The organism is Actinomadura sp. NEAU-AAG7, assembly GCF_018603865.1.
GTDB classification, from domain to species: domain Bacteria; phylum Actinomycetota; class Actinomycetes; order Streptosporangiales; family Streptosporangiaceae; genus Spirillospora; species Spirillospora litoris.
In genome coordinates this window covers 454022-479595 of sequence record NZ_JAHFZY010000003.1, presented here as the reverse complement: position 1 = coordinate 479595, position 25574 = coordinate 454022, and the positions used below count along the sequence as shown (strand labels likewise).

Below are 25574 nucleotides of genomic sequence, written 5' to 3'. Positions count from 1 at the left end.
ACCCGACCTACCCGGACGTATCCCGGTTGCGCCGCTGGCGTGCGGCCACCGCGTTATCGTCAACACGCTGGCGGGGTTGGAGGTCCCCCGCTCCCCGAGCAACCCCGCCAGCACCACCCCCAAGGTCGGAGACCCCCCTCTCGCCCATTCCGGCCGAAGTAACCCCGCCGGCGCTTTCCACCTGCCTGCGCAGTGCGAACAGGTCGTCGGGTGACAGCGGCATCGCGTCGATCCGGATGCCCTCCGCGTCCTCGACCGCCGAGGCGATCACCGCCGACACCGGGATCACGCCCGCCTCGCCCGCGCCCTTCACGCCGAGCGGGTTCAGCGGCGACGGGGTCTCCAGGTGGTCGGTCTCGATCCGCGGCACCTCCGTCGCGTACGGCATGAGGAAGTCCATGAACGAGGCGTTGAGCAGCTGCCCCGACCCGTCGTAGACCATCCGCTCGTACAGCGCGCCGCCGACGCCCTGCGCGACGCCGCCGTGGATCTGGCCCTCGACCACCATCGGGTTGACGAGCCGCCCGCAGTCGTGGACGACGACGTACCGCAGGATCGCGATCTCGGCGGTGTCCGGATCGACCTCGACGACGGCGGCGTGCGCGCCCGCCGCGAACGTCGAGCGGACCGGCGAGTAGTAGTCGCGGCCCTCCAGGCCCGGCTCGTCCCCGGGCGCGACGGGCGGCTCGGTCACCGGGCGGCCGGTCGCGAACTGCGTCGCGGCGGCGGTCTCGGCGTCGAAGGCGTACCGCAGCGGGTTCGACAGCACCGCGACCGTCCGCAGCGGGAGCGACGCCGACGGGTCGCCCTTCACGTGGACGACGCCGTCGGCGATGTCCAGGTCGCCCGGGTCGGCCTCCAGCGCCTCGCCCGCGATGCGCAGCGCCTTGGCGCGCACCTTCCGGCAGGCCAGCGCGATCGCGTTGCCGCTCATCACGGCGGCGCGGGAGGCGAACGTGCCGACCGCGTACCCGAACCGGCGGGTGTCGCCGGTGGTCACCCGGACGTCCGCGAGCGGGACGCCCAGCTCGGCGGCGGCGATCTGGGCGAACACGGTCTCGTGGCTCTGGCCCTGCGAGGTCAGCCCGGTCGAGACGTGCACGCGCCCGGCGGTGTCGATCTCGACGTGGCCGCCCTCGTAGGGGCCGACGCCCGTGCCCTCGACGTAGATCCCGATGCCGACGCCGACGCGGCGCCCCCGGGACGCGGCGGCGGCGCGGTCGGCCTCGAAGCCGTCCCAGCCGACCAGCTCGCGGGCCCGGCGCAGCAGCTCGGGGTAGTCGCCCGAGTCGTAGACGAGCGGACGCCCGTCCTGGAACGTCAGGCCCTGGTCGTAGGGGAACTCGTCCGGCTGGATCAGGTTGGCGGCGCGGACGTCGGCGCGGTCGAGGCCGAGGTGGCGGGCGATGCGGTCCATCGTCCGCTCCATGCAGAACACGCCCTGCGGGCGGCCCGCGCCCCGGTACGGGGTGACCATCACGGTGTTGGTGTAGAGGCTCGTCACCTCCGCCCGGTACGCGCCGATCCGGTAGGGGCCGAGGAGCTGGGTGGAGGTGACGATCGGGACGATGATCCCGTACGGGGTGTAGGCGCCGTGGTCGTGCCGGATGCGCACGTCCAGGCCGAGGACGCGGCCCGCGCCGTCGAACCCGACCCGCACGTCCTGCACCTGGCCGCGCTCGTGCGCCGCGGAGACGAAGTGCTCGCGGCGGTCCTCGGCCCACTTGACCTCGCGGCCGAGCAGCCGCGCCGCCCACGGCACCAGCACCTCCTCCGGCCACGGGTGCACGATCTTGACGCCGAAGCCGCCGCCGACGTCCGGCGCGATCACCTCGACCTTGCCGTTCGGCAGCCCGAGCCGCGCCGCGATCGCGGCGCGGACGCCCGTGGACGCCTGCGTGGAGGTGTACACGCGCAGCGACCCGTCGTCGGCGTCCCAGCGCGCGTAGACGCCGCGCCCCTCCAGCGGCGTGGACGCGCTGCGCTCGATCGACAGCCGGAACTCCAGCCGGTGCGGCGCCGCGTCCACGGCCGCCGCGGCGTCGCCGGTCTCCTGCACCAGGACGGCGCCGACGTTGCCCGGCACGTCGTCGTGCACGAGGTGCTCGGCCCTGGTGGCCGCCTCGATCCCGACGACGGCGGGCAGCGTCTCGTACTCGACGCGGACGCGCTCGGCGGCGTCCTCGGCGAGGTAGCGGTCGCGGGCGACGACCATCGCGACGGGCTCGCCGACGTGCCGGACGATACCGCGCGCCAGCGGGTACGCGGTGCGGCCGTGGGTGAGCGCCGGGTGCGGGATGAGCAGCGGCAGCGGCTCGCCGACCCCGCCGGGCAGGTCCTCGGAGGTGTAGACGGCGACCAGGCCGTCGACGTCCAGCGCGTCCATGACGTCGATGTCGAGGACGCGGGCGTGCGCGTGCGGCGACCGGACGAACGCGGCGGCGAGCGCGTCCCGCCCGAGGTCGTCGAGGAAGCGGCCCCGGCCGGTGAGGAGCCGGGCGTCCTCGCGGCGCCGAACGGGCTCGCCGAACACGCGCGTCCCCATCTAGGCGGTCCCTTCGTCGGTGGCGGCCCCGTCGGTGGCGGCCCCGTCGGCGGCGGCCAGTTCGGCGGCGCGCCGCACCGACTTCACGATGTTCTGGTACCCGGTGCAGCGGCACAGGTTCCCCGAGATGCCTTCGAGCACCTGGTCCTCGGTGGGGCGCGGCGTCTCCCGCAGCAGCGCGGTGACCGTGCACAGGAACCCGGGCGTGCAGAACCCGCACTGGAGCCCGTGGCACTCGCGGAAGGCGCGCTGCACGGGCGAGGGCGTCCCGTCCGGCGCGGCGAGGCCCTCGACGGTGGTGACCTCGTGCCCGGCGGCGGTGACGGCGAACAGCAGGCACGAGCGCACGGGATCGCCGTCCAGCAGGACGGTGCAGCACCCGCACACGCCGTGCTCGCAGCCGACGTGCGTGCCGGTCAGCCCGAGGTCGTGGCGGAGCAGGTCCGACAGCAGCCGCCGGGCGGGCGCGCGGGCGGTGCGGTGGACGCCGTTGACGGTCAGCGCGATGTCGTGCGGCTCCTCTAGCATCCCTCCGCCTTCCGCAGGTCACGTAGGGCTCCGGCGGCCGCCGCGCGCAGCACGCGCGCGGTGAGCACGCCGGCCAGGTGCCGCCGGTAGTCGGCGCTCGCGTGGATGTCGGCCTCCGGCTCGACGCGCTCCAGGACGTGCGCGGACGCCGCCGCCCAGTCCCCCGCGGGCCCGGCGGCCCCGGTCAGGTCGAGGACGAGCGGGGTCGCGGCGACGCCGAGGTAGGCGGCGCGGGCCGAGGTGACCCGCAGGTCGCGGTCGAGCGCGACGGTGGCGGCGGCGCCCGCGAGCGCGTAGTCGCCGTGGCGGCGGGACGTCTCGGCGAACGCGGCGCCGGTGCGCGGCGGCAGCGCCGGGAAGAACGCCGACACGGCGAGGTCGCCGGGCTCCAGCGCGGGCTCCAGCGGGCCGCGGAAGAACGCGTCCGCGCGGACGGTGCGGCGCCCCGCCGCCGAGGCCACCTCGACGGTGCCGCCGAGCAGCGCCAGCACGGCGGGCAGCTCGGCGGCGGGGTCGGCGTGGGCGAGGCTCCCGACGACCGTCCCCCGGTTGCGGATGACGGGGTGCGCGACGTGCCGGAGCGCGAGGCGCAGCAGCGGCTGGACGGCGCCGGCCTCCGCCGACCGCTCGACCCGGGCGTGCCGGGCGAGCGCGCCCGCGCGGACGCCGTCGTCCCGGACGCGCAGGACGTCGAGCCCGGCGACGCGGTTGATGTCGACCAGCGCGGACGGCGCGGCCAGCCGCATGTTGAGCAGCGGGACGAGGCTCTGCCCCCCGGCGAGCACCTTCGCCGACGGGTCGGCGGCGAGGACGTCCAGCGCCTCCTCCAGCGTGCGGGGCGCGTGGTAGCGGAACGGCGGCGGTTTCACCGGCGGCCCCCTCAGCCCGCGCCCGACGTCGGCGGGCGGACCGGCCCGCCGATCTCGCGTTCGTCGGGCGCGATGACGCCGCCGCCCCGCCCCTCCGGGCGGCGCGCCACCGCGTTCAGCAGGTGGTACCCGACCAGCACCGCGACCGTGCCGAGCGCGATGCCCTGGAGCGGGAAGTCGTCCGTGATGTCGAGCCGCACGTCCCCGATCGCGAGGATCACCGCCGCCGCGACCGGGACGAGGTTGACCGGGTCGCCGAAGTCCACCCGGTTCTCGATCCAGATCTTCGCGCCGAGCAGCCCGATCATCCCGTACAGCACGACGGTGATGCCGCCGAGCACGCCGCCCGGCGTCGCCGCGACCAGCGCGCCGAACTTCGGGCACAGCCCGAACGCGATCGCGACGACCGCCGCGACGTAGTACGCGGCGGTCGAGTAGATGCGGGTCGCGGCCATCACGCCGATGTTCTCGGCGTAGGTGGTGGTCGGGGAGCCGCCGAGGCCGGTGGCGAGCGCGGTCGCGGCGCCGTCGGCGGTGAGCGCGCGGCCGAGGACGGGGTCGAGGTTCTCGCCGGTCATCGCCGACACGGCCTTGACGTGCCCGGTGTTCTCGGCGATCAGCGCGATGACCGGCGGCAGCGCCAGCAGGATCGCGGAGGTCTTGAAGTCGGGGGCGTGCAGGTCGGGGAACCCGAACCAGTCCGCGGCGTCCACCCCGGAGAAGCTCAGCCGGTCGTGCGGGAACGCCGTCGCGACGCAGTAGGGCCCCTCGCCGCGGCACGCCTTACCGGAGGCGTCCAGCAGGTTCTGCCCGGGCAGCACGGAGGTGATCTTGCCGGCCGTCGCGTCGAGGAGCCACGACAGCGCGAACCCGAACACCAGCGCCAGCAGGATGGAGATCCGCCCCCAGAACCCGCGCAGCAGCACCGTGCACAGGACGGCGAAGCCCAGCGTCCCCAGCGCGACCCACTGGTCCTGCGGCCAGTAGACGGTGGCGACGACCGGCGCCAGGTTGAACCCGATCAGCATGACGACCGCGCCGGTCACCACGGGTGGGAACAGCCGGTGCACGACCTCGCCGCCGAGGACGTGCACGGTCAGCCCGACGGCGGCGAGCGCGAGGCCGGCGACGAGGATCGCGCCGGTCACGGTCGCGCTGTCGCCGCCCGCCGCGCGGATCGCCGCGACCGCGCCGACGAACGAGGCGCTGGTGCCGAGGTAGCTCGGCACCCGCCCGCCGACGACCAGCAGGAACAGGATCGTCGCGACCCCGGACATCATGATCGACAGGTTGGGGTCCAGGCCCATCACGACGGGGAACACGAACGTCGCGCCGAACATCGCCACGACGTGCTGCGCGCCGATCCCGGCGGTGCGGGGCCAGGTCAGCCGCTCGCCGGGACCGACGACCTCGCCCGGCGGCGGCGTCCGCCCGTCGCCGTGCAGCTTCCAGCCGATCGACATGCGGCCCTCCCCGGCTCGTCGCCCCGCGTTCCTGCGGGCAAGGTAGATCTACCCAGGTGAGCGGGCACCGGCGACATCTGCCAAAGCCCGCGGACCGGTTTCGGAGGACCGGTGGCCGGGGCCGCCTTCCGTCGGCCCCGGGCCGGTGAGGGCATGCCGAGGACGGCGCGTGTCGGTGGGATCCCGCCGCGCCGCGCGCCGCTACGCTCAGATGCCACGCATGCGCAGCACGTGCAGGGCGAGGGTGAGGTTGAGCCGCAGATGCGCGTCCTCGGTGAAGGCCCCGAGCATCCGCTCCAGTTTCCCGATGCGATATCGCAGCGTGTTGTAGTGGAAGTGCAGGCGGCGCGCCGTCTCGGCGACGTTCAGGTTGGTCTCCAGCAGCACCTGGAGGGTGCGCCGCAGGTCCACCAGTTCGGGCTCGTCGTCGGCGGCGAGGTCGCCCAGCGTCTCGCGGACGAACGCGTGCAGCTCCTCCGGGTCCGACACCAGGCTCAGCAGCCGGTAGACGCCGAGCTGGTCGAAGTGCGCGCGGGCGCCCGCGCCGTGCAGCTGGCGCCCGACCCGCACCGCCTTGACGGCCTGCTCGTAGGCCTCGGGCAGCTCCGCCGGGGACGTCACCGTCCGGCTGATGCCGGTCGAGAACGTCCGCCGCACCGGCAGGTGCTCGGCGAACACCGACGACGCCTCCTTGACCATCGCCTGCACCGGACCGGTCGACAGCTCCGCCGGGTCGTCGCCGTCGGCGCCGATCACGGCCACGACCTCGTGCGCGAAGCTCGCGACCGCCGCGCCCTTGTCGTGCCGCCGGACGGCCATCGTCCACGCGGCGGCCAGCCGCTCCTGGGCGGAGCGTTCCTCGGCGCCGCGGACGCCGCGCGCCCCGCCGTCGGGCTCGGCCCCGGCGCCCATGGCGGCGCCCACGGCGGTGCCCATGGACGCGCCCGCCGCCCGGCGCCGCGCGTCGCGCGCCGCACGGCCCTCGGGTTCGGCGCCCGGGGCGCCGCCGCGCGGGCGGCCGTCCAGCTCGGCCACGACCACCATCATCGGGCGGTCCAGGTCCCAGCCGAACCCGTCGCAGTGCGCGACGACCCGGTCGTCCTCGCCGGCGCGGCCGGCGAGGATGTCGCGCAGGAAGTCGGCGCGGTACTTGCTCTCCACCGCCGCGACGGCCTGCTGCTTGGTCACCACGAGCGCGGCCACGGTCGCGGCGCGCTCCAGGATGCCGAGGTCGGTGCCGCGCAGCGTGCCGCCCGGGCTGAAGGCGATGATGCGGCCGTGGTCGAACCCGCCCGCGACGACGGGCACGACCAGGTGGTCGGACGTGCCGTGCGCGCCGGTGATGCCGCAGCCGCCGCGTCCGCACGCGGTGTGGCGGCCCGCGTCGAACGCACGCATCGCCTGGACGTGCTCGTCGGGGCCGGCTCCGGCCAGCACCCGCTGTTCGCCGTCCAGCACGACGACGGCGACGTCGAGCAGCGTCGCGACCTCGTCGACGACCTCCTGGAGGCCGCCGCCGCACAGCACGATCTGCACGAGCGCGCGGTGCACCTCCTCGGTGCGCGCGAGCACGGCGGCCTGCCGGTTCAGGATGTCGGTCAGTACCTGGTTGAGGATGTCGTCGAAGCCGACGTCGTTGGGGAGCAGGATCAGAGGGAAGCCGCGCCGGTCGGCCTGCGCGATCATTTCCGCGGGGAGCGATTCCAGGTAGCGGCCCAGTTTGATGGCCAGGGCCGCGAGGCCGCGCTCGTCCAGGTCGGCGACCAGGTTGTCGAGCGACTGGGGGGTGTTGCGCAGGGGGTAGCCGGTGGTGAGGAGGAGCTCGTTCGGCTTCACCCACGACAGGATGTCGGGGACCTCCATCACGTTGAGCCGCTGCACGATGCGTTCGAGGCCGGCACGGCCCGCGATGAGGCGCGCGCCGTTGAGGGTGCTGACGCCGAGGACCTCTCCGACGGAGAGGCCGTAGGTCAGCGTTCCGGTGCTCGCGAGCCTGAGGGCCGGTGGGCCCGGGTCCGCAGTGGTGTAACTCATGCCAGGGGTCACCTCGCCTTTTGGTGCGTACATCGCCCATTGCGGCGAGATCGCTACCAGTTCCTGATCAACCCTGACAACAAAGACGAACGATGACAACCATCCTTGGCAGCTTTCCCCATACGACCGTCGGGGGGCGCGGTCTAGCGTCTGCGCAGAGGCCGGGCCGCCCGCACGGTGGAGGCATCGGCGGAAGGCATCCGACCCCGGCCTCGGGAGGATCCGTGACTGCCCTGGTACGCGAGCCCATCCCGCTTCGGCACGGCTCCCGCCCCCAGACCGCGGGCGCCGCCAGCCTGGCGCTGCGCCCGCTGCTCGACGCGCCGCGCCGCGCGGCGCGCGTCCTCGCGGTGTTCCCGTCCGCCGTCTACCTGGAGACGCGCGGCGACCGCGAGCCCCGCGTGGTGGCCGTGGTCGGCTCCGACGCCAACCGGCTGCCGAACGCGATGGTGGTCGGCGCGGCCCGCCGCGACCAGCCGTTCCGCTCGATCCGCGAGGGCGGGGAGGCGTGGGTCGGCGACGGCCGCGTCGAGGTCGGACCGCTGAGCGTGCGGGTCCGCCGCTGGTGGGACCCCTCGCCCGCGCTCGGCGGGATGCGCCCCGCCGAGCTGGCCCGCGGCGTCCGCGCGCTGGAGACCGCGCTCGCCGCCGCCGGGATGACCGGAGGCGGCCTCGCCGGGCACCCCGACCCCGCGCGGCTCGCCGAGTGCTGCGCGGCGGACGACCTCGCCGGCGCGGTGGAGGCCGCCGAGCGCATCGTCGGGCTCGGCCCGGGGCTCACGCCGAGCGGCGACGACATCCTGTCCGGGCTGCTGGTGACGCTGCGGCTCGTCGGCGCGGCCGTCACCGGCGGCGGCCCCGCCGTGCGGCTGGCCGACTGGCTCGGCGCCGCCGTCACCGCCGACGCGGGCACGCGCACCACCGCGCTCGCCGCGACCCTGCTGCACTTCGCGGCGGCGGGCGGCGCGGGCGGCGAGGTCGCGGCGGTGCTGCGCGGCGTCGCCGGGCACGAGGCGGCGGCCCCGGCCGTGCGGCGGCTGCTGGCGGTGGGCCACACCTCCGGCGCCGACCTGGCCTGGGGCGTCCTCGCGGGCTGCCGCGCCGCGCTCGCGCTCTGCGCGCCCGCGGTGGCGCGCCAGACGCGCAGGGCGTCCGCATGAGCGTTCGCGCGGTCCGCCGGACGGCCGTTCGGGAGGGGCGCGGGTGAGCCGGTGGGTCGAGGTGCGGCCGGGCGGCTACCACGATTCGGTGACGCTGATGCGAGTGAGCCGCGCCGTGTCCGAGCGGGACGGCGTGGACGGCGCGATGGCGGCGATGGGCACCCCGCTCAACGTCGAGACGATGCGGCGGATGGGCTTCGACGTCCCGGCGGAGACGGGGCCCGGCGACCTGGTCGTCGCGATCCGCGCCCGCGACGCCGCCGCGCTGGAGGCCGCGCGGACCGCGCTGGACGGCCTGCTCGGCGAGGCGTCCCGCGTCCCCGACCGGGGCGGCCTGCTCGGCGAGGCCCCGGCGGCGCGCACGACCGCGTCGGCGGCGGCGCGCGCCGAGGCGACCGTGGCGCTGCTGTCGGTGCCCGGACCGGGCGTGTTCCCCGAGGCGATGGACGCGCTCGACGCGGGCCTCAACGTGATGATCTTCAGTGCCGGGGTGCCGCTCGCGCAGGAGATCGCGCTGAAGGAGGCGGCGGCGCGGCGCGGACTGATCGTGATGGGCCCCGACTGCGGCACCGCGGTCGTCGGCGGCGCGGGGCTCGGGTTCGCCAACGCGGTCCGGCCGGGCCCGGTGGGGATCGTCGCCGCGTCCGGGACGGGCGCGCAGCAGCTCATGTGCCTGCTGGACGCGGCGGGCACCGGCGTCAGTCACGTCCTCGGCGTCGGCGGGCGCGACCTGTCCTCGCAGGTGAGCGGCCGGTCGGCGCTCGCGGCGCTGGCGGCCCTGGACGCCGACCCCGGCACCGAGCTGATCCTGCTGGTCTCCAAACCGCCCGCGCCGCGCGTCGCGGACCTGATCCGGGAGGCGGCGCGGCGGCTCGACACGCCCGTGGTGTTCGCGCTGCCGATGCCCGGCGAGGACGACCTGACCCGCGCCGCCGAGACCGCGCTGCGCGCGCTCGGCCGCCCGGTGCCGCGCTGGCCGCGCTGGCCCGCCCGGCGGCGCCCCGCCGCGGTGGCGGGGCGGGAGCTGCGCGGCCTGTTCGCGGGCGGGACGCTGCGCGAGGAGGCCGCCGTGATCGCCCGCGCCGGGCTCGGCTGGGACCTGGAGGCGCGCGGCCACTCCCTCGTCGACTTCGGCGGCGACGCCTTCACCCGGGGCCGCGCCCACCCGATGATCGACCCGTCGCTGCGGCTGGAGGCGCTCGCCCACGCGGCGGCCGACCCGGAGGCGGGCGTGCTGCTGCTGGACGTGGTGCTCGGCTTCGGCGCCGAGCCCGACCCCGCCGCCGCGCTGGCGCCGGTGCTGGCCGCCGCGCTGAGGGACCGTTCCGATCTGGCGGCCGTGGTGTCGCTGTGCGGGACGCCCGCCGACCCGCAGGACCGCGACCGGCAGGCCGCGGCGCTGCGCGAGGCGGGCGCCGACGTGTACGCCTCCAACGCGCAGGCGGCGCGCCGCGCCGTCAAGCTGGTGGAGGCGCTGGAGCGCGCGGAAGGGGCCCCGGGATGAGCGGGACGAGCGGCGCGGAGCGGCACCCGCTGGGGGGCCTGCTCACGCGCGAGCCGGTGGTCGTCACCGCCGGGGTGGACGTGCTCGCGGACGCGCTGGCGGACCAGGCGGTGCGGGTCGAGCCCGTCGACTGGCGTCCGCCCCCGCCCGGGACGGACGCGGCGCTCGCCGCCGTCCTCGGCGCCCCCGGCCGCGCGGAGGCCAACGCCCGCGCGGTGGGCCGGATGGTGACCGCGCGCCCGCACCTGGTGGACGTGCGCCCCGCGCGGGAGGCGCTCGGCCTGGAGCCCGGCGCGTTCCTGCACGCGGGGCCGCCGCTGGAGTGGGAGCGCGCGTCCGGGCCGATGCGCGGCGCGCTGATCGGCGCGATGCTGCTGGAGGGGCTCGCGGAGACGCCGCTCGGCGCCGAGCGGGCGCTGGCGCGCGGCGCCGCGACGTTCGAGCCGTGCCACCACCACGGCGCGGTCGGGCCGATGGCGGGCGTGGTCAGCCCGTCCATGTGGATGCTGGTCGTGGAGGACGCCGAGCACGGCGGCAGGTCGTACTGCTCGCTGAACGAGGGCCTCGGGAAGGTCCTGCGGTACGGGGCGTACGGGCCCGAGGTGATCGAGCGGCTCACCTGGATGGGCGAGGTGCTCGGCCCGGCCCTGCGCGCGGCGGTGCGCCGGCACGGCCCGCTGGACCTGCTGTCGGTCATCGCGCAGGCGCTCCAGATGGGCGACGAGCTGCACAACCGCAACCGCGCGGCGACGTCGCTGCTGCTGCGCGAGCTGGCGCCCGACCTCGCCGCCGCGCCGGAGGTGCACCGCGACCGGGCGGCCGAGGCGCTGCGGTTCGCGGCGGGCAACGACCACTTCTTCCTGAACGCGGGGATGGCGGCGGCGAAGGCGGCGGCGGACGCGGCGCGCGGCGTCCCCGGCTCCAGCATGGTCGTCGCGATGGCCCGCAACGGCACCGACTTCGGCATCCAGGTGTCGGGCACGGGCGACCGCTGGTTCACCGGCCCGGCGAACGTCCCCCACGGCCTCTACCTCGGCGACCACGGCCCGGACGACGCCAACCCCGACATCGGCGACTCCGCCATCACCGAGACCGCCGGGATGGGCGGGTTCGCGCTGGCCGCCGCGCCCGCGATCGTCCGGTTCGTCGGCGGCGAGGTGCCCGACGCGGTCGCCGCGACCCGCCGGATGTACGAGATCACGCTCGCCGAGCACCCGGCGCTCCAGATCCCGCTGCTGTCGTTCCGGGGCACCCCCGTCGGCGTGGACGTGACCCGCGTCGTCCGCACCGGGATCCTCCCGGTCATCGACACCGGGATCGCCGGACGCGAGGCCGGAACGGGCCAGGTCGGCGCGGGGCTGGTCGAGCCGCCCGCGAACGTCTTCGAGGACGCGCTGCGCGCCCTCGCCGAAACGGCCTGACGCGGGGCCGCCCCCGGGTAGCGTCCCGCACATGACCGAGCCGACCACCACCGGGCCGACCACCACGGGGCCGATCACCACCGGGCCGACCACCACCGGGCCGATCACCGGTGAGCAGCACGCGCTCATCGCCGGGCCGTACCAGGCCGTCGTCACCGAGGCGGGCGCCGCCCTGCGCGAGCTGACCCACGAGGGGCGGCCGCTCGTGCTGGCCCACGGCGCCGGGGAGAACGCGCCCGCCGCGTCGGGGCAGCTGCTGGCCCCCTGGCCGAACCGGCTCGACCGCGGCCGCTACGCCTACGGCGGCGCGACCCACCGGCTCGACGTCTCCGATCCGGACCACGACTGCGCCATCCACGGGCTGGTGCGCTGGGCGCCGTGGCGGGCGGTGCTGCGGGAGCCGGACCGGGTGCGGCTCCGGCACCGGCTGCTCGGAACCGCCGGCTACCCGTTCCGCCTCGACCTGGACGTCGAGTACGCGCTGTCGGAGGAGCGGGGGCTCACCGTCCGGCTGACCGCGTCCAACCGCGGGGACGCCACCGCCCCCTACGGGCACGGCGCGCACCCGTACCTGACCGTCGGCGTGCCGATCGACGCGTGCACGGTCACCTTCCTCGCGGACCGGTACCTGCCGGTGGGGCCGCGCAAGCTCCCCTCCGGCCCGCCGCTGGACGTCACCGGCACCGACCGCGACCTGCGCACGGGCCCGCTCCTCGGCGACCGGCTGATCGACAACACCTTCACCGGCCTCGCCCGCGACGGCGACGGGCGCTCCACGGTGACGCTGGCGGGCGCCGGGCGCGCGGTGGCGCTCTGGTCGGACGAGGCGCACCCGTGGACGCAGATCTACACCGCCGAGGAGGCGGCCGAGCCCCGCGCGGGCCTCGCCGTCGAGCCGATGACGTGCCCGCCGAACGCGTTCGTGTCGGGCGAGGACGTCATCGAGCTGGCGCCGGGCGCGGTCTTCACCGGCACCTGGGGGATCCACGCCGTCGCGCCCTGAGCGCGCGGGACGCCTCAGGCCAGGCGGGCGGCGACGCGCGAGAGCAGGGCGCCGAGCAGCGCCATCTCCTCCGGGCCCACGGCGTCGGCGAGCCGCGCCCACTCCGCGTCGACCGCCCCGGCGAGCGTCTCGTGCGTCTCGCGGCCGCGCGGGGTGAGGAACACCAGCACGCGGCGGCGGTCGGCGTCGTCGACCCGGCGGTGGACGAGGTTGGCCGACACCATCCGATCGACCAGCTTGGTGAGCGTCGGCGGCGGCAGCATCGCGTGCTCGGCCACCTCCGTCATCGCGTGGCCCCGGCCGTCGGCGAGCAGCCCGAGGACGCGCCACTCGTCAAGCCCGCGCCCGCCCTCGGCGAGCACGGCGGCCAGCCGCGCCGCGACCCGGCGGTCGACGAGCGCGAGGAGCTGGGAAAAGTCCCTTTCGCTGCGTCCTGTGCTTATTGCCTCCATCGGAGGCACAGGGTACCGTTCACAGACGAATTATTCACCTCTCAACCATGCGGACCTGCCGATGGTCTCGACGCCCGGCGACACGGAAACGCTCACGATCGCGCTGGTGATACCGCTGCAGGGCCCCGCGGGGATCTTCGGCCCGTCCTGCGAGCTGTGCGCGCGGCTCGCGGCCGAGGAGATCAACGGGCACCACGGCGTGCTGGGCCGCGAGGTGCGGTTCACGGTGGTCGACGGCGGCGCCGCCCCCGAGCGGGTGGCGGCGGAGGTCGACTCGCTGGTCTCCTCCGGCGCCGTCCAGGCCGTCACCGGCTGGCACATCTCGGCCGTGCGCGAGCTGGTCGCGCCGCGCGTCGCCGGGCGGGTCCCCTACGTCTACACCCCGCTCTACGAAGGCGGGGAGCGCGCCCCGTGGGTGTTCCTGACCGGCGAGACGCCGGGCCGCCAGCTCCGGCCCGCGCTGCGCTGGTTCGCCGACGAGCTGGGCGTGCGCCGCTGGGCGATCGTCGGCGACGACTACGTGTGGCCCCGGCTCACGGCCGGGGCGATCCGCGGCTACCTGGACGGCCTCGGCGGCGAGATCAGCGCGGAGTTCTTCGTCGGGCTCGGCACGCAGGACTACGGCGAGGTGCTGGCGCGGCTGGCGCGCAGCGGCTCCGACGGGGTGCTGATGCTGCTGGTCGGCGACGACGCGGTCGCCTTCAACCGGGCGTTCGCGCGCTCGGGGCTCGACCGCGACCTGGTCCGCTTCAGCCCGCTGATGGACGAGAACATGCTGCTGGCCACCGGCGCCGACAGCACCCGCGGGCTGTTCGCGGCGGCGGGCTACTTCGAGTCGCTGCCGACCGCCGGGGGCCTGGACTTCGGCGCCCGCTACCACCGCCGCTTCGGGGCGGAGGCGCCCGTCCTCAACAGCCTGGGCGAGTCCTGCTACGAGGGCGTCCGGCTGTTCAGCGAGCTGGCGCGGCGGGCGCAGAGCGTGGACGCGCGCCGGATGCGCGCGGTCTCCGACGGGCTCGGCTACGACGGCCCGCGCGGCGCGGTCGAGATGCGCGACCGGCACCTGCGCCAGCGGGTCTTCCTCGCCGCCGCCGACGGCCTCGACTTCGACGTCATCCACTGCCTCTGATTCCGCCCGTCCTCCCCCGCCGGCGGGGGGAATCCACCGTCTGACCTCCGCCGATCCGATTCGTCCTCGCAATCGAGGGCATCGGTTCCGATGCCGGTTCCACGGCGCTTCCGTCCGCCGGATCCGTCATTGACAGATACTTCCCCAAGAAATAGTTTCTGTGGGAAGTAAATCGGCTGGGAGGCCCGCCATGGTGACGTACCGATACCGCTGCTCCGGCTGCGGCAGCTTCGACCTCGCACTCCCGATGGGGCAGGCCGCCCCCGAGCGTCCCTGCGCGGAATGCGGCGGCGCCGCGCGGCGGGTGTTCACCGCCCCCGCCCTCGGACGCGCCGGGAGCCCGCTGTCGCGCGCCAGGGCCGCGCAGGAGGCGTCCGCGCACGAGCCCCGCGTCGTGACCCGGTCCGCGGAGCCGCGCCGCCCCGCGCCGCCGAGCGACCCCCGCCACGCCAAGCTGCCGCGGCCCTAGCGGGGAGCCGGTCATGGGAAACGTGGGCCTGCTCTACGTCGGAGCCGTGCTGTTCATCAACGCCATGATGCTGCTCGGCCGCGTCGAGGCGCGGGCGGCGGCCCTGCTCAACCTGTTCGTCGGGGCCCTCCAGGTCGTGCTGCCGACGCTGCTGCTGGTGAAGGCCGGGGACGACCTCGCGGCGATCACGGCGGCGTCGGGGATCTACCTGTTCGGGTTCACCTACCTCTACGTCGGCATCGGCCTGCTGGCCGGGCTCGACACCACCGGCGTCGGCTGGTTCTCGCTGTTCGTCTCGGTGACCGCGCTGGTCTTCTCCGCGATCAACTTCTTCGACGTCAAGGACCACCCGTTCGGGGTCATCTGGCTCTGCTGGTCGTTCCTGTGGTTCCTGTTCTTCGTCGTCCTCGGCCTCAAGCGCGAGGAGTACACCCGCTACACCGGCTGGGTGACGTTCGTCGCCGCCTGGGGCACGGCCGTGCTCCCCGCGTTCCTCCTGCTGACCGACCACTACACGACGGGCCCGGCGCTCGCCGTCCCGTTCGCGATCTGCGCCGTGGTCGCCGTCGCGGGCCTGTGGGTCCTCGTCGGCCCGCGCCGCACGTCCTCCGCTCCCCCGACGCCTCCCGCCGCCTGACCCGTCCACGTCCGCGACACACAGACCCAGCACCGAGACAGCAAGGCCCAGCACGGCACAGCACAGCACGGCACAGCACCCAGACGGAGGCACAGATGCCCGAAGTAGTGTTCAGCGTCGACCAGGCCCGGTCCATGCGCGACCAGGCGCACCCCGGCCACAACCGGTGGCACCACGCGATCCCGGCGGCGGCGACCGTCCGCCCGGGATCGGAGTTCCGGGTGGAGTGCCGGGAGTGGACCGACGGGCAGATCGGCAACAACGACTCGGCGAACGACGTCCGCGACGTCGACCTGTCGCCCTGCCACATGCTCAGCGGCCCGATCGCCGTCGAGGGCGCCGAGCCCGGCGACCTGCTCGTGGTCGACATCCTCGACATCGGGCCGATCCCGCAGGAGACCGGCTCGGTCCCCGGCCAGGGCTGGGGCTACACGGGGATCTTCGCCAAGCAGAACGGCGGCGGCTTCCTCACCGACCAGTACCCGGACGCCTACAAGGCGATCTGGGACTTCCACGGCCAGCAGGCCACGTCACGGCACATCCCGGGCGTGCGCTTCACCGGCATCACCCACCCCGGCCTGTTCGGCACCGCACCCTCGCCCGAACTGCTCGACCAGTGGAACCGGCGGGAGCGGGCGCTCATCGCCACCGACCCGGACCGGGTGCCCCCGCTCGCGCTGCCGCCGCTGGAGCAGGGCGTGCTCGCCGGGACGCTCACCGGCGCCGAACTCGACGCGGTCGGACGCGAGGGCGCGCGGACCGTCCCGCCCCGGGAGAACGGCGGCAACCACGACATCAAGAACTTCAGCCGGGGCGCGCGGGTGTTCTACCCGGTGTTCGTGCCGGGCGGTCTGCTGTCGGGCGGCGACCTGCACTTCAGCCAGGGCGACGGTGAGATCACCTTCTGCGGCGCCATCGAGATGGGCGGCTTCATCGACTTCCACGTCGACATCATCAAGGGCGGCATGGAGAAGTACGGGGTCACCACGAACCCGATCTTCATGCCCGGCAACGTCGAGCCGCGCTACAGCGAGTTCCTGTCGTTCATCGGCATCTCGGTCGACCACGACACCGACACCAACCTGTACAACGACGCGACCGTCGCCTACCGCAACGCCTGCCTCAACGCGATCGAGTACCTGAAGACGTTCGGCTACAGCGGCGAGCAGGCGTACCTGCTGCTCGGCGCCGCGCCGATCGAGGGGCGCGTCAGCGGCGTCGTCGACATCCCGAACGCCTGCTGCTCGCTCTACCTGCCCACCGAGATCTTCGACTTCGACATCCGCCCGACCGCCGAGGGACCGCGCCGCGCCGACCGCGGGAGCTGCGCCGTCTCGTCCTGACCGCGCCGTCTCCTCGAAACGGGACAGGACCCGCTCAGGGCGGCCCCCACGCGATGTGGCGTGTGGGGGCCGCCCGCCCTTCCCAGGCGGGCTCGCGGGCGTCGGGCCGACCGGCGGGCGTCAGGCGGGCTTGCGGGCCAGGGCCCCGTACATGTGGACGTGCGCGTCGTCGACGGCCGCCGCCTCCGCGTCGGGGTGCCAGTGGTTGACGAGGACGACGCCCGGGTCCAGCAGCTCCAGGCCGCGGAAGAAGCGCCCGAAGCGCTCCTTGTCGCGGGCGACGGTCGAGATCCCGTTCGCGTTGTAGGCGGCGACCCCGGCGGTGACCTCCTCGGGCGCGCTGTCGGCGGTGCACGCGGAGACGGCGAGCAGGCTGCCGGGAGCCAGCGGCTCCATGAGCCGGTCGAGGATCGCCTGCACCTTCGCGTCGTCGGGCATGAAGTGCACGATGGCGATCAGGCTCACCGCGACCGGGCGGCTCAGGTCGAAGGTGTCGCGCAGCTGCGCGGAGCCGAGGATCGCCTCGGGGTCGAGGAAGTCGGCGTCGAGGTAGCTGGTCCGGCCCTCGGGGGTGCTGGTCAGCAGGGCCCGCGCGTGGACCAGGACGATCGGGTCGTTGTCGACGTAGACGATGCGCGACTCCGGCGCGACCGACTGCGCCACCTCGTGCAGGTTCGGCGAGGTGGGGAGGCCGGTGCCGATGTCCAGGAACTGGCGGACGCCGTGCTCGGCGGCCAGGTGGTGCGCGAGCCGCGCCATGAAGTTCCGGTTCGCGCGCATCGACTTCGGGAGGTTCGGCCAGTCGGCGACGATGGCGCCCGCGGCCTCCCGGTCGGCGGGGTAATTGTCTTTTCCGCCGAGAATGTAGTCGTAAATACGTGCGGAGTGCGGTATGTCCGTCTTTAGGTCAATACTACTGTCCGTCATGTACAACCCCGAAACTGAAGTGGGACCTGTTTTCGGGATCATATGCCTTCTTGATCGCTAAGCGCCCACCACCCGCCCACCGCCCGTCCGCAGATCGGCGGCCAACCGCGCCGGATCGCTTCCGCGCCGCTGCGACATGCGGGATCATGACGGGGTGAACCTCAGTGTCTCCTCGTTCGACGACCTGTCCGCGCGCGTCGCCGCCCTGCGCGCCCGCCACGCCGAGCGCCGTCCGGGGCCCGCCGAGGGGCGCCAGCCGGTGCACACGGTCTACGTCCCGGCCGACCGGTTCTCCCGCACGGCGCCCGCCGACTTCGGCGCCGAGGCGCTGCGGCTGCTGAACACCCACACGCCCGGCGCGGGCTCGTTCGGCGCCGCCTTCGGGATGGACCCGGAGATCGCCGGGCTGGTCCGGGAGCGGGTCGCGGCGAAGCTCGCGGGCGAGCCGGTCGAGGACGTGCGGATCGACTTCGAGGACGGCTACGGCGTGCGCGGCGACGCCGAGGAGGACGCGCACGTCGAGCAGGTCGCCGAGGCCGTCGCCGCCGCCTACCAGGTCAAGAGCCTCCCCCACTACTGGGGCGTGCGGGTCAAGTCGTTCGCCGACGGCGGCCACGACCGCGCGATGCGCACGCTCGACGGGTTCCTCACGACGCTGCGCGACCGGCTCGGGCGGCTGCCCGGCGGGTTCACCATCACCTTCCCCAAGGTGCAGAACTCCGGCCAGGTCGAGTTGTTCACCGAGTACCTGGAGCGGCTGGAGACCGCGCTCGGCCTCCCGGCGGGCATCCTGCGGTTCGAGATCCAGATCGAGACCCCCGACGCGCTCCTGGACGAGGAGGGGCGCGTCGCCCTGCTCCGCTACCCGGGCGCCGCCGCGGGCCGCCTCACCGCCGCGCACTTCGGCGTGTTCGACTACACCGCCGCGCTCGGGCTGCCCCCCGAGGAGCAGCGCCTCGACCACCCGGCCTGCGACTTCGCCCGCGACCTCATGCAGGTCGCGTTCGCGGGCACCGGCGTCCGGCTGTCGGACGGCTCGACCAACGTCATCCCCCGCAACGACGGGCCGGACGAGGTCAACGCCGCCTGGTCGGTGCACGCCGAGCACGTCAGGCACTCGCTGCGGCGCGGCTTCTACCAGGGCTGGGACCTGCACCCCGCGCACCTGCCGAGCCGGTACGCCGTCGTCTACGCCTTCCACCTGACCGGCGTCGACGACGTCATCGGGCGGGTCCGGGCCTGGCACGACCAGGCGGCGGGCCGCGCCGGGGTGCTGGACGAGCCCGCGACCATCACCGCGCTCGTCGGCCGGCTGCGCCGCGCCGTCGACTGCGGCGCGCTGGACGAGAGCGCGCTGCCCGCGTCCGAGGTCTCCTGACCCCTCCCGCTTCCCGCGGCGGTTGCCGCCGGACATTCCCTCGACTAGCTTTGAGTGAGTACTCACTCAGAAGGGGGATGCCATGTCGGCTGAAGAACGGGTGCGCGAGCTGAGCGGCCGGTGGGCGGACGCCGAGCGCGCCATGGACGCCGGGACGCTGGACGAGCTGCTCGACGAGGACTTCCGCGCCGTCGGGCCGGTGGGCTACGTCCTCACCAAGGAGCAGTGGCTCGGCCGCTACCAGGGCGGCCTGAACGTCACCGCGTTCACGCTGAGGGCCGTCGGGGTGCGGGTCTTCGGCGACACCGCGATCGCGATCGGCACGCAGGTCCAGGAGGCCACCCACCAGGGGCGCCCGACGGAGGGCAGGTTCCGCGTCACGCAGGTCTACCTCCGGCGGGACGACACGTGGCGCATCGTGAGCCTCCACCTGTCGCCGCAGCAGGCGCCCTGACGCCCCTCAGACCGAGATGCCGTTCAGGGCCTCGCGGAGTTGATCCTCCTCGTAGGCGAAGTGCGCGTCGAGTCGGGCCGTGATCCGGTCCAGCTCGGCGCGCACGCGTGCGGGGTCGGCCGCACCGAGGTCGTCCAGCAGCGCCTGGAGGCTCCGCCGGGCCCGCTCCACCTCGACGTGCTCGCGGCGCAGCCGGTCGAGGACCGGCGCCAGGCCCGGGGCCTCCCGCTCCAGCAGCGGGAAGCCGCGCGTCTCCTCGTTGTCGTGGTGCTCGCCGAGGGCGCCGCACACGGCCGCGCAGTGCTCGCGGAGTTCCGCCCCGAGATCCGGAGCCGGGGCCCGGCCGTCCAGGGCGGCGAGCACCTCGTCCCGGAGGGCGGCGAGCCGAACCCGCAGGTCGTCGTGGATCCGCACCAGCGCGTCGCCGAGCGCCACACCGCCCGGCCCGGGTCGCGTGCTCGTGTTCGCGGGGTTCTCGGTCATCGGTCTCCTATCCTGGGTACGCCCGGCAGACTTTGCTTTGAGAGCAAAGTCTTTTGCAAAACAAAGCTATTTTGGACGGCCAGCGCATGTCAACCGATGAGCACGCGGGACCCGGCGTCGACGACGGGATCCGCACGATGCTGCTGCTGATGCCCCGGCTGGTGTCGGCCGCCAAGCGGATCCGGGTCCCCGACGAGCTGGCCGGCTTCGACCTGGCCCCCCGGCACCTGTCCCTGCTGGCCTACCTGCTGTTCGACGGGCCGATGGGCGTCAACGAGCTGGCCGCGCGGCTGGAGGTCGCGCCCGCGACCGTGAGCCTGATGGTCGGCGACCTGAGCAGGCAGGGCATCCTCGTCCGCGCCGAGGACCCCGCCGACCGGCGCCGGACGATCGTGAGCGTCGCCGCCGAGCACCTGCCCGCCGTCAACGGCTGGCTCGGCCGGGGCGCGGGCGCGTGGCGCGCCGCGCTGGAGCCGCTGACCCCGGCCCAGCGCGGGATGTTCATCGACACCCTGCTCGCCTACGAGCGCGCGGTGACCGAGGCCCGCGCGCGCTGAGCGGCGTCAGCCGAGGCCCGCGTCGAGGAGCGCGGCGAGGTCCTCGGGGGTGTCGATGTCGTCCGGGGCGGCGACGTCGTCGCACGGGACGGGCGTGACGAGGTCCGGGTGGGCGCGCAGGTAGCCGCGCGCGCCCCGGTCGCCGGACGCCGCGTCCGACGCGCCCGCGAAGTGCTCGGCCCGCAGCAGGACGGGGTTGCGCCACGCGCCGCCGTAGGTCGCCACGGCGATCCCCGCGCCCGCCTCGTACGCCCCGACCAGCCGCGCGACGGCCGCCGCGGTGACCAGCGGCTGGTCGACGAGCGCGACGGCGGCGGCGGGGCAGCCGGGCGGCAGCGCGGCGAGCCCGGCGCGCAGCGAGGAGCCCATGCCCTCCCGCCAGCGCGGGTTCGGGACGACCACCGCGCCGATCACCTCGACCTGCGCGGCGCCGGTCACCACGAGGACCGGCGAGCAGCCCGCGTCCCGCAGCGTCCGCACGCCCCGGTCGACCAGGCGCTCGCCGCGCAGCTCCAGCAGCGCCTTTGGACGGCCGAACCGGCGGCCCTCCCCCGCCGCGAGCAGCAGCCCCGCCGGGGGCTCGTCCTTCGGGAAGACACCGCGTGAGTTGGCGCCGTGCAGGGTCATCACGCGAGGGTAGCCCGCTCACCCCTGCGCGGCGTGGATCCTGCCGCCGGTGTCGGTGAGCGGTCGCCCCGAGCCGCCCCAGCGGAGCTGGACGAGTTCGGCGGCGATCGACACCGCCGTCTCCTCGGGCGTGCGGGCGCCGAGGTCGAGGCCGATCGGCGAGCGCAGCCGGGCCAGCTCCCGGGGGGTCAGGCCCGCCTCGCGCAGCCGCGCCAGCCGGTCGTCGTGGGTGCGGCGCGACCCCATCGCGCCGACGTACCCGGCGCCGGTGCGCAGCGCCACCTCCAGCAGCGGCACGTCGAACTTCGGGTCGTGGGTGAGGACGCATACGGCGGTCCGCTCGTCGACCAGGTCCCGCGACTCCTCCAGGAACTTGTGCGGCCACTTCACCACGACCTCGTCGGCGTCGGGGAAGCGCTTGGGCGTCGCGAAGACGGGCCGCGCGTCGCACACCGTCACGTGGTAGCCGAGGAACTTGCCGATCCGCGCGACCGCCGCCGCGAAGTCGATCGCGCCGAACACCAGCAGGCGCGGCGGCGGCGCGAAGGAGTGCACGAACACGGTCAGGTCGTCCAGCCGCCGCTCGCCCTCGCGGCCGTAGTGCCGCGAGCCGGTGAGGCCCTGGGCGAGCATGCCGCGCGCGTCGTCGTCGACCGCCGCGTCCAGCCGGGCGGCGTGCGGCTCGCCGGGCGCGAGCGAACCGGACGCGCGGTCGCGCCAGACGACGCGCCGCGCCCCGAGCCGCCCGGGACCGCCGATGACGGTCGCGACCGCGACCGGCTCGCGGGCCCGCATCGCCTCGGCCACCTCGGCGAACTCCGGGAACGTCGCGGGGCCGACCGGCTCCACCAGCACGTCCAGGATGCCGCCGCAGGTCAGCCCGACCGCGAACGCGTCGTCGTCGCTGACCCCGTAGCGCCGCACGACGGGCTCGCCGCTCGCGATCACGCTCCGCGCCAGCTCGTACACCGCGCCCTCGACGCAGCCGCCGGACACGCTGCCCGCGACCTCCCCGCCCGCCGACACGGCCATCGCCGCCCCCGCCGGACGCGGCGCGCTGCGGAAGGTGTGCACGACCGTCGCCAGCCCGAACGTCTCCCCCGACGCGTACCACCCGGCGATGTCGTCCAGCACGTCACGCAAGGCCCGTCTCCTCTCTCCCACCGGCTTCCCTCCGGGCGGCCCCGTTCGCGCCGCCCGCGATCAGCCGGGCCAAGTGCTCCAGCGCCGCGAGGCTGTGGCCGGAGGTGAAGTCGTCGACGTGCGGCAGCGCCGCCGCCATCCCGGCCGTCAGCGGCTCGTACCCGGGGCGCGCCTTGTGCGGGTTCGCCCACACGACCCGGTGCGCGAGCCGCCGCAGCCGCGCCATCTGGTCGCCGAGGAGCGCGGCGTCGCCGCGCTCCCAGCCGTCGGAGGCGATCACGACGACGGCGCCCCGGGCGAGGCCGCGCTGCCCGAACCGGTCGAGGAACTCCTTCAGCTCCTCGCCGAGGCGGGTGCCGCCGCTCCAGTCCGGGATGGCGGCCGACGCCGCCGCCATCGCCGTGTCGGGGTCGCGGTGCCGCAGGTCGCGGGTGAGGCGGGTGAGGCGCGTCCCGGCGCTGAAGACCTCCACGGCGGCGCCGCCCGAGCGCGCGGCGGCGTGCGCGAACCGCAGCAGCGCGTCGGCGTAGGGGCTCATCGACCCGCTGACGTCCACGATCAGCACGACGCGGCGCGGGCGGGTCCGGTGCGCGCGGTGCCGGAGCAGGGCCGTCTCGCCGCCGCGCCTCAGCGTCTCCCGGATCGTCCGGCCGGGGTCGAGGCGTCCGGCGGGCGCGGGGGCGAACCGGCGCGACCTGCGCGGCTCGGCGCCCGCCTCCAGCAGCGCGATGAGCCGGGCGACCTCGGCGCGCTCGGCCGCGGTCAGCCGCGCCACGTCCCGGTCGCGCAGCACCTCGGCGCCGCTCGCGGCCGACGCCTCGGGCTCGCCCGCGCGCTCCCCGGCTCCGGCGCCGTCCAGGACGGGACGCGCCGCGCGCCGCACCGCGACCGGCGGCGGCCTGCGCCCCGGACGGGCCGTCGCGCCGGAGAAGTACGCGGCGAAGCAGCGGTCGTAGCGGGCGAGGTCGGCGGGGTCGGCGCACAGCGTCAGCCGCCCCGCCCAGTACACCTGCGACGGGTCCAGGACGTCGAGGTGGCCGAGCGCCGCGAGCATCGCCTGGACGCGCTCGGGCCCCGCGCCGCCGCCCGCCGCGCGCACCGTCCGGGCGAACCCGACCATCGTCTCGGTGACGTCACGCATCCGCGTCGCCTCCCGCGAGGCTGGAGGCGAGCAGGGCGTCGAGCCCGCCGCCGAGCACGCGCCGCTGGTCCTCGCGGTACTTCAGCACGGCGCCGAGCGTGACCGCCGCCGTCCCCGGGTCGAGGTCGCGGACGCCGAGCGCGAGCAGCGCCCGCGTCCAGTCCAGCGACTCGGCGACGCCGGGCGGCTTGAGCAGGTCGGCGCCGCGCAGCCGCTGCGCCGCGCGGGCGACCCGGGCGGCCAGCCGCCCGGTCGCCTCCGGCAGCCGCCGCCGGATGATCGCGACCTCGCGGTCGAAGGACGGGTGCTCCAGCCAGTGGTACAGGCAGCGCCGCTTGAGCGCGTCGTGCACCTCGCGGGTGCGGTTGGAGGTGACGACCACGACCGGCGGGCGCTCGGCCCGGATGGTGCCGAGCTCGGGCACCGTGATCGTGAAGTCGCTCAGCACCTCCAGCAGGAACGCCTCGAACTCGTCGTCGGCGCGGTCCAGCTCGTCCACCAGCAGGACGCTCGGCGCCGTCTCCAGCGCCTGGAGCAGCGGCCTGGCCAGCAGGAACCGGCGGTCGTACAGCTCGCCCTCCAGCCGGGCGACATCGCGCGCCCCGGCGGCCTCGGCGGCGCGCAGGTGCAGGAGCTGGCGGGGGAAGTCCCAGTCGTAGAGCGCCTGCGAGGCGTCCAGCCCCTCGTAGCACTGGAGCCGGATCAGCGGCGCGCCGAGCACCAGCGCGAGCGTCTTGGCCAGCTCGGTCTTGCCGACCCCGGCCTCGCCCTCCAGGAACAGCGGGCGGCCCATCCGCAGCGCGAGGAAGCACGCGGTCGCGAGCCCCTCGTCGCAGAGGTAGGCGTGCCGCTCCAGCAGGCCCGCCAGTTCGGCGGGCGAACCGACCTGGTCGGCGGTCGCCGGCGCGCTCTCCCCCACGATCTCAGGCTACCCAGCGGCACAAGGGGGGCATATGCGGACGATCTTCCCATCTTAATCAGTAGGGATTGTTGACTTTTGTTACGTCACTCAGCAGCATCATGCACATGCGAATCGGTGACCGGGAGCCCCTGACCGGCAGCGACGGCCGGGCCCAAGACCTGACCGACGAGGCGACCTACGAACGTGCCCGCTCGATCTCCCGGCGCGGGCTGCTGCGCCTGTCCGCCGGCGCCGGTCTCGGCGCCGCCATCGGCACCGCCCCCGCGGCCGCCGCCGAGGATCCGGCCACCGGGATCGTCAAGCCGCTGCCCCCCGAGCTGTTCATCCCGCACGGCACCAACGCCGAGATGCGCTGGGAGGCCATGTCCGGCCAGGGCTACCTCACGCCCGCGGACCGGTTCTTCGTCCGCAACCACGTCGCGACGCCCCGGATCGACGCGCGGACGTGGCGGCTCAAGCTGTGGGGCACCGGGCTGCGCGGCGCGCCCACCGAGGACCGCCCGTTCGAGCTGTCGTACGCGGACCTGCTCGGACTCCCCGCCGAGACCCTCACCGCCTCCATCGAGTGCACCGGCAACGGGCGCGGCTTCTACACCGCGCAGCAGGGCCAGCAGGTGTCCGGCACCCCCTGGCGGCTCGGCGCGGTGGGCGTCGCCCGCTGGCGCGGGGTCCGGCTGTCGGACGTCCTGGAGCGCGCGGGTCTCACCCCCGCGGCCGTGGACATCCTGCCCCGCGGGCTGGACGCTGACTATGTGGACAAGGGCGAGAACCTCGGCCGCGTGCGGCGCCCCCTCCCGGTCGCGAAGGCGCTCAAGGACGTCCTGCTGGCCTACGAGATGAACGGCGCGCCGCTGCCGCCCGACCACGGGTTCCCCGTCCGGCTGGTCGTGCCGTCGTGGGTGGGCATCGCGTCCGTCAAGTGGCTCGGCGACATCCAGGTGGCCGACGAGCCGCTGTTCTCGCCGTGGAACACGCGCTACTACCGCCTCTTCGGCCCCGGCCACCCGCCCGAGGGCAGCGCCCCGCTCACCCGGATGAACGTCAAGGCGGCGTTCGAGCTGCCCTGGGAGGCGACGCTGCGCGCGGGCCGCGTCCACGTCCTGCGCGGGCGCTCCTGGTCGGGCAACGGGCGCGTCCGGCGGACGGAGGTCAGCGTCGACGGCGGCCGGACCTGGCGGCGGGCCCGGCTCCACGACGCGCACGCGAGCCCGAGCGGGTGGGTCCGGTGGGAGTTCCCGTGGCGCCCGCACGCCCCGGGCCGGTACGAGCTGATGGCACGTGCCACCGACGTGACCGGCACGTCCCAGCCGCCCATCGCGCCCTTCAACACCTTCGGCTACCTGTTCGGCGCCGTCGTCCGGCACCCGGTCACCCTCGCCTGAAAG

24 protein-coding genes are annotated in these 25574 nt (G+C 75.2%); 12 read left to right on the top strand and 12 right to left on the bottom strand.

Annotated elements, in window-relative coordinates:
- Positions 1–7: 7 nt before the first annotated feature.
- From cutA to KLI87_RS16805, 5 genes are all read right to left on the bottom strand, one after another.
- Entirely contained in the window at positions 8–2545 is a 2538-nt protein-coding gene (gene cutA / locus KLI87_RS16825) for an aerobic carbon-monoxide dehydrogenase large subunit (protein WP_214617794.1), read from the bottom strand.
- Positions 2546–3073: a (2Fe-2S)-binding protein gene (locus KLI87_RS16820; protein ID WP_214617793.1), complete on the bottom strand. Its 528-nt coding sequence runs from the start codon at positions 3071–3073 to the stop codon at positions 2546–2548.
- Complete coding sequence (locus tag KLI87_RS16815) at positions 3067–3942, bottom strand: xanthine dehydrogenase family protein subunit M (protein WP_214617792.1); 876 nt, start codon at positions 3940–3942, stop codon at positions 3067–3069. Before KLI87_RS16815 ends, KLI87_RS16820 begins: the two co-directional genes overlap by 7 nt.
- An 11-nt stretch (positions 3943–3953) precedes the next feature.
- Positions 3954–5405 (bottom strand): uracil-xanthine permease family protein, encoded by a 1452-nt coding sequence (locus KLI87_RS16810; protein WP_156220963.1) that lies wholly within the window; start codon positions 5403–5405, stop codon positions 3954–3956.
- A gap of 207 nt (positions 5406–5612) precedes the next feature.
- Entirely contained in the window at positions 5613–7439 is a 1827-nt protein-coding gene (locus KLI87_RS16805; RefSeq protein ID WP_156220964.1) for a PucR family transcriptional regulator, read from the bottom strand.
- Between the two features lie 224 nt (positions 7440–7663).
- Here KLI87_RS16805 and KLI87_RS16800 point away from each other — a divergent pair, with 224 nt between their 5' ends.
- Genes KLI87_RS16800 through KLI87_RS16785 form a run of 4 tightly spaced genes read left to right on the top strand, consistent with a single transcriptional unit; the run spans position 7664 to position 12527 of the window.
- On the top strand, positions 7664–8599 hold the full coding sequence (locus KLI87_RS16800) for a DUF2877 domain-containing protein (RefSeq protein ID WP_308166041.1): 936 nt from the start codon (positions 7664–7666) through the stop codon (positions 8597–8599).
- A gap of 43 nt (positions 8600–8642) precedes the next feature.
- Entirely contained in the window at positions 8643–10103 is a 1461-nt protein-coding gene (locus tag KLI87_RS16795; protein ID WP_214617791.1) for an FdrA family protein, read from the top strand.
- Entirely contained in the window at positions 10100–11524 is a 1425-nt protein-coding gene (locus KLI87_RS16790; protein ID WP_156220966.1) for a DUF1116 domain-containing protein, read from the top strand. The genes KLI87_RS16795 and KLI87_RS16790 overlap by 4 nt, the downstream gene beginning before the upstream one ends.
- A 31-nt stretch (positions 11525–11555) precedes the next feature.
- On the top strand, positions 11556–12527 hold the full coding sequence (locus KLI87_RS16785; RefSeq protein ID WP_214617790.1) for an aldose 1-epimerase family protein: 972 nt from the start codon (positions 11556–11558) through the stop codon (positions 12525–12527).
- Between the two features lie 14 nt (positions 12528–12541).
- On the opposite strand, the gene KLI87_RS16780 is transcribed toward KLI87_RS16785, so the two are convergent.
- A complete protein-coding gene (locus KLI87_RS16780) occupies positions 12542–12979 on the bottom strand; it encodes a MarR family winged helix-turn-helix transcriptional regulator (RefSeq protein ID WP_156220968.1) in 438 nt (145 codons plus the stop codon).
- 61 nt (positions 12980–13040) lie between these two features.
- Between KLI87_RS16780 and KLI87_RS16775 the strand changes: the two genes are divergently transcribed.
- From KLI87_RS16775 to fmdA, 4 genes are all read left to right on the top strand, one after another.
- On the top strand, positions 13041–14108 hold the full coding sequence (locus tag KLI87_RS16775) for a substrate-binding domain-containing protein (RefSeq protein ID WP_156220969.1): 1068 nt from the start codon (positions 13041–13043) through the stop codon (positions 14106–14108).
- A gap of 190 nt (positions 14109–14298) precedes the next feature.
- Complete coding sequence (locus tag KLI87_RS16770) at positions 14299–14577, top strand: FmdB family zinc ribbon protein (protein ID WP_156220970.1); 279 nt, start codon at positions 14299–14301, stop codon at positions 14575–14577.
- Between the two features lie 13 nt (positions 14578–14590).
- Positions 14591–15214: an AmiS/UreI family transporter gene (locus KLI87_RS16765; RefSeq protein WP_214617789.1), complete on the top strand. Its 624-nt coding sequence runs from the start codon at positions 14591–14593 to the stop codon at positions 15212–15214.
- Between the two features lie 95 nt (positions 15215–15309).
- On the top strand, positions 15310–16557 hold the full coding sequence (gene fmdA / locus KLI87_RS16760) for a formamidase (protein ID WP_156220972.1): 1248 nt from the start codon (positions 15310–15312) through the stop codon (positions 16555–16557).
- A 120-nt stretch (positions 16558–16677) separates the two neighbouring features.
- On the opposite strand, the gene KLI87_RS16755 is transcribed toward fmdA, so the two are convergent.
- A complete protein-coding gene (locus tag KLI87_RS16755) occupies positions 16678–17484 on the bottom strand; it encodes an SAM-dependent methyltransferase (RefSeq protein ID WP_156220973.1) in 807 nt (268 codons plus the stop codon).
- Positions 17485–17638: 154 nt separating this feature from the next.
- On the opposite strand from KLI87_RS16755, the gene KLI87_RS16750 reads away from it, so the two are divergent.
- Positions 17639–18862, top strand: coding sequence for an aldolase (locus KLI87_RS16750; RefSeq protein WP_214617788.1), 1224 nt, complete (start codon positions 17639–17641; stop codon positions 18860–18862).
- Between the two features lie 82 nt (positions 18863–18944).
- The gene (locus tag KLI87_RS16745) at positions 18945–19316 is read left to right on the top strand and encodes a nuclear transport factor 2 family protein (RefSeq protein WP_156220975.1); all 372 of its coding nucleotides are present in this window, start codon (positions 18945–18947) and stop codon (positions 19314–19316) included.
- Between the two features lie 6 nt (positions 19317–19322).
- On the opposite strand, the gene KLI87_RS16740 is transcribed toward KLI87_RS16745, so the two are convergent.
- Positions 19323–19799: a hemerythrin domain-containing protein gene (locus KLI87_RS16740; RefSeq protein ID WP_156220976.1), complete on the bottom strand. Its 477-nt coding sequence runs from the start codon at positions 19797–19799 to the stop codon at positions 19323–19325.
- Between the two features lie 86 nt (positions 19800–19885).
- On the opposite strand from KLI87_RS16740, the gene KLI87_RS16735 reads away from it, so the two are divergent.
- Complete coding sequence (locus tag KLI87_RS16735; RefSeq protein WP_156220977.1) at positions 19886–20356, top strand: MarR family winged helix-turn-helix transcriptional regulator; 471 nt, start codon at positions 19886–19888, stop codon at positions 20354–20356.
- 6 nt (positions 20357–20362) lie between these two features.
- On the opposite strand, the gene KLI87_RS16730 is transcribed toward KLI87_RS16735, so the two are convergent.
- From KLI87_RS16730 to KLI87_RS16715, 4 genes are read right to left on the bottom strand one after another with little or no spacing between them, the layout of a single operon-like run.
- Entirely contained in the window at positions 20363–20983 is a 621-nt protein-coding gene (locus KLI87_RS16730; RefSeq protein WP_156220978.1) for an NTP transferase domain-containing protein, read from the bottom strand.
- Positions 20984–21001: 18 nt separating this feature from the next.
- Positions 21002–22126, bottom strand: a complete 1125-nt coding sequence (locus KLI87_RS16725; protein ID WP_214617787.1) for an XdhC family protein — start codon at positions 22124–22126, stop codon at positions 21002–21004.
- Positions 22119–23267 carry a VWA domain-containing protein gene (locus KLI87_RS16720; RefSeq protein ID WP_156220980.1) on the bottom strand — a complete coding sequence of 383 codons (1149 nt, stop codon included), beginning with the start codon at positions 23265–23267 and terminating at the stop codon, positions 22119–22121. The genes KLI87_RS16725 and KLI87_RS16720 overlap by 8 nt, the downstream gene beginning before the upstream one ends.
- The gene (locus KLI87_RS16715; RefSeq protein ID WP_372492443.1) at positions 23260–24189 is read right to left on the bottom strand and encodes an AAA family ATPase; all 930 of its coding nucleotides are present in this window, start codon (positions 24187–24189) and stop codon (positions 23260–23262) included. The genes KLI87_RS16720 and KLI87_RS16715 overlap by 8 nt, the downstream gene beginning before the upstream one ends.
- A 104-nt stretch (positions 24190–24293) precedes the next feature.
- On the opposite strand from KLI87_RS16715, the gene KLI87_RS16710 reads away from it, so the two are divergent.
- Positions 24294–25571 carry a sulfite oxidase gene (locus KLI87_RS16710; RefSeq protein WP_214617785.1) on the top strand — a complete coding sequence of 426 codons (1278 nt, stop codon included), beginning with the start codon at positions 24294–24296 and terminating at the stop codon, positions 25569–25571.
- The last annotated feature ends 3 nt before the right edge of the window (positions 25572–25574 follow it).

Excerpts from the sequence above, each read along its gene's own strand:
- cutA (WP_214617794.1), bottom strand. The coding sequence starts at position 2,545 with ATGGGGACGCGCGTGTTCGGCGAGCCCGTTCGGCGCCGCGAGGACGCC.
- KLI87_RS16820 (WP_214617793.1), bottom strand. The coding sequence starts at position 3,073 with ATGCTAGAGGAGCCGCACGACATCGCGCTGACCGTCAACGGCGTCCAC.
- KLI87_RS16810 (WP_156220963.1), bottom strand. The coding sequence starts at position 5,405 with ATGTCGATCGGCTGGAAGCTGCACGGCGACGGGCGGACGCCGCCGCCG.
- KLI87_RS16805 (WP_156220964.1), bottom strand. The coding sequence starts at position 7,439 with ATGAGTTACACCACTGCGGACCCGGGCCCACCGGCCCTCAGGCTCGCG.
- KLI87_RS16790 (WP_156220966.1), top strand. The coding sequence starts at position 10,100 with ATGAGCGGGACGAGCGGCGCGGAGCGGCACCCGCTGGGGGGCCTGCTC.
- KLI87_RS16785 (WP_214617790.1), top strand. The coding sequence starts at position 11,556 with ATGACCGAGCCGACCACCACCGGGCCGACCACCACGGGGCCGATCACC.
- KLI87_RS16780 (WP_156220968.1), bottom strand. The coding sequence starts at position 12,979 with ATGGAGGCAATAAGCACAGGACGCAGCGAAAGGGACTTTTCCCAGCTC.
- KLI87_RS16775 (WP_156220969.1), top strand. The coding sequence starts at position 13,041 with ATGGTCTCGACGCCCGGCGACACGGAAACGCTCACGATCGCGCTGGTG.
- KLI87_RS16770 (WP_156220970.1), top strand. The coding sequence starts at position 14,299 with ATGGTGACGTACCGATACCGCTGCTCCGGCTGCGGCAGCTTCGACCTC.
- KLI87_RS16765 (WP_214617789.1), top strand. The coding sequence starts at position 14,591 with ATGGGAAACGTGGGCCTGCTCTACGTCGGAGCCGTGCTGTTCATCAAC.
- fmdA (WP_156220972.1), top strand. The coding sequence starts at position 15,310 with ATGCCCGAAGTAGTGTTCAGCGTCGACCAGGCCCGGTCCATGCGCGAC.
- KLI87_RS16755 (WP_156220973.1), bottom strand. The coding sequence starts at position 17,484 with ATGACGGACAGTAGTATTGACCTAAAGACGGACATACCGCACTCCGCA.
- KLI87_RS16745 (WP_156220975.1), top strand. The coding sequence starts at position 18,945 with ATGTCGGCTGAAGAACGGGTGCGCGAGCTGAGCGGCCGGTGGGCGGAC.
- KLI87_RS16740 (WP_156220976.1), bottom strand. The coding sequence starts at position 19,799 with ATGACCGAGAACCCCGCGAACACGAGCACGCGACCCGGGCCGGGCGGT.
- KLI87_RS16735 (WP_156220977.1), top strand. The coding sequence starts at position 19,886 with ATGTCAACCGATGAGCACGCGGGACCCGGCGTCGACGACGGGATCCGC.
- KLI87_RS16730 (WP_156220978.1), bottom strand. The coding sequence starts at position 20,983 with ATGACCCTGCACGGCGCCAACTCACGCGGTGTCTTCCCGAAGGACGAG.
- KLI87_RS16720 (WP_156220980.1), bottom strand. The coding sequence starts at position 23,267 with ATGCGTGACGTCACCGAGACGATGGTCGGGTTCGCCCGGACGGTGCGC.
- KLI87_RS16710 (WP_214617785.1), top strand. The coding sequence starts at position 24,294 with ATGCGAATCGGTGACCGGGAGCCCCTGACCGGCAGCGACGGCCGGGCC.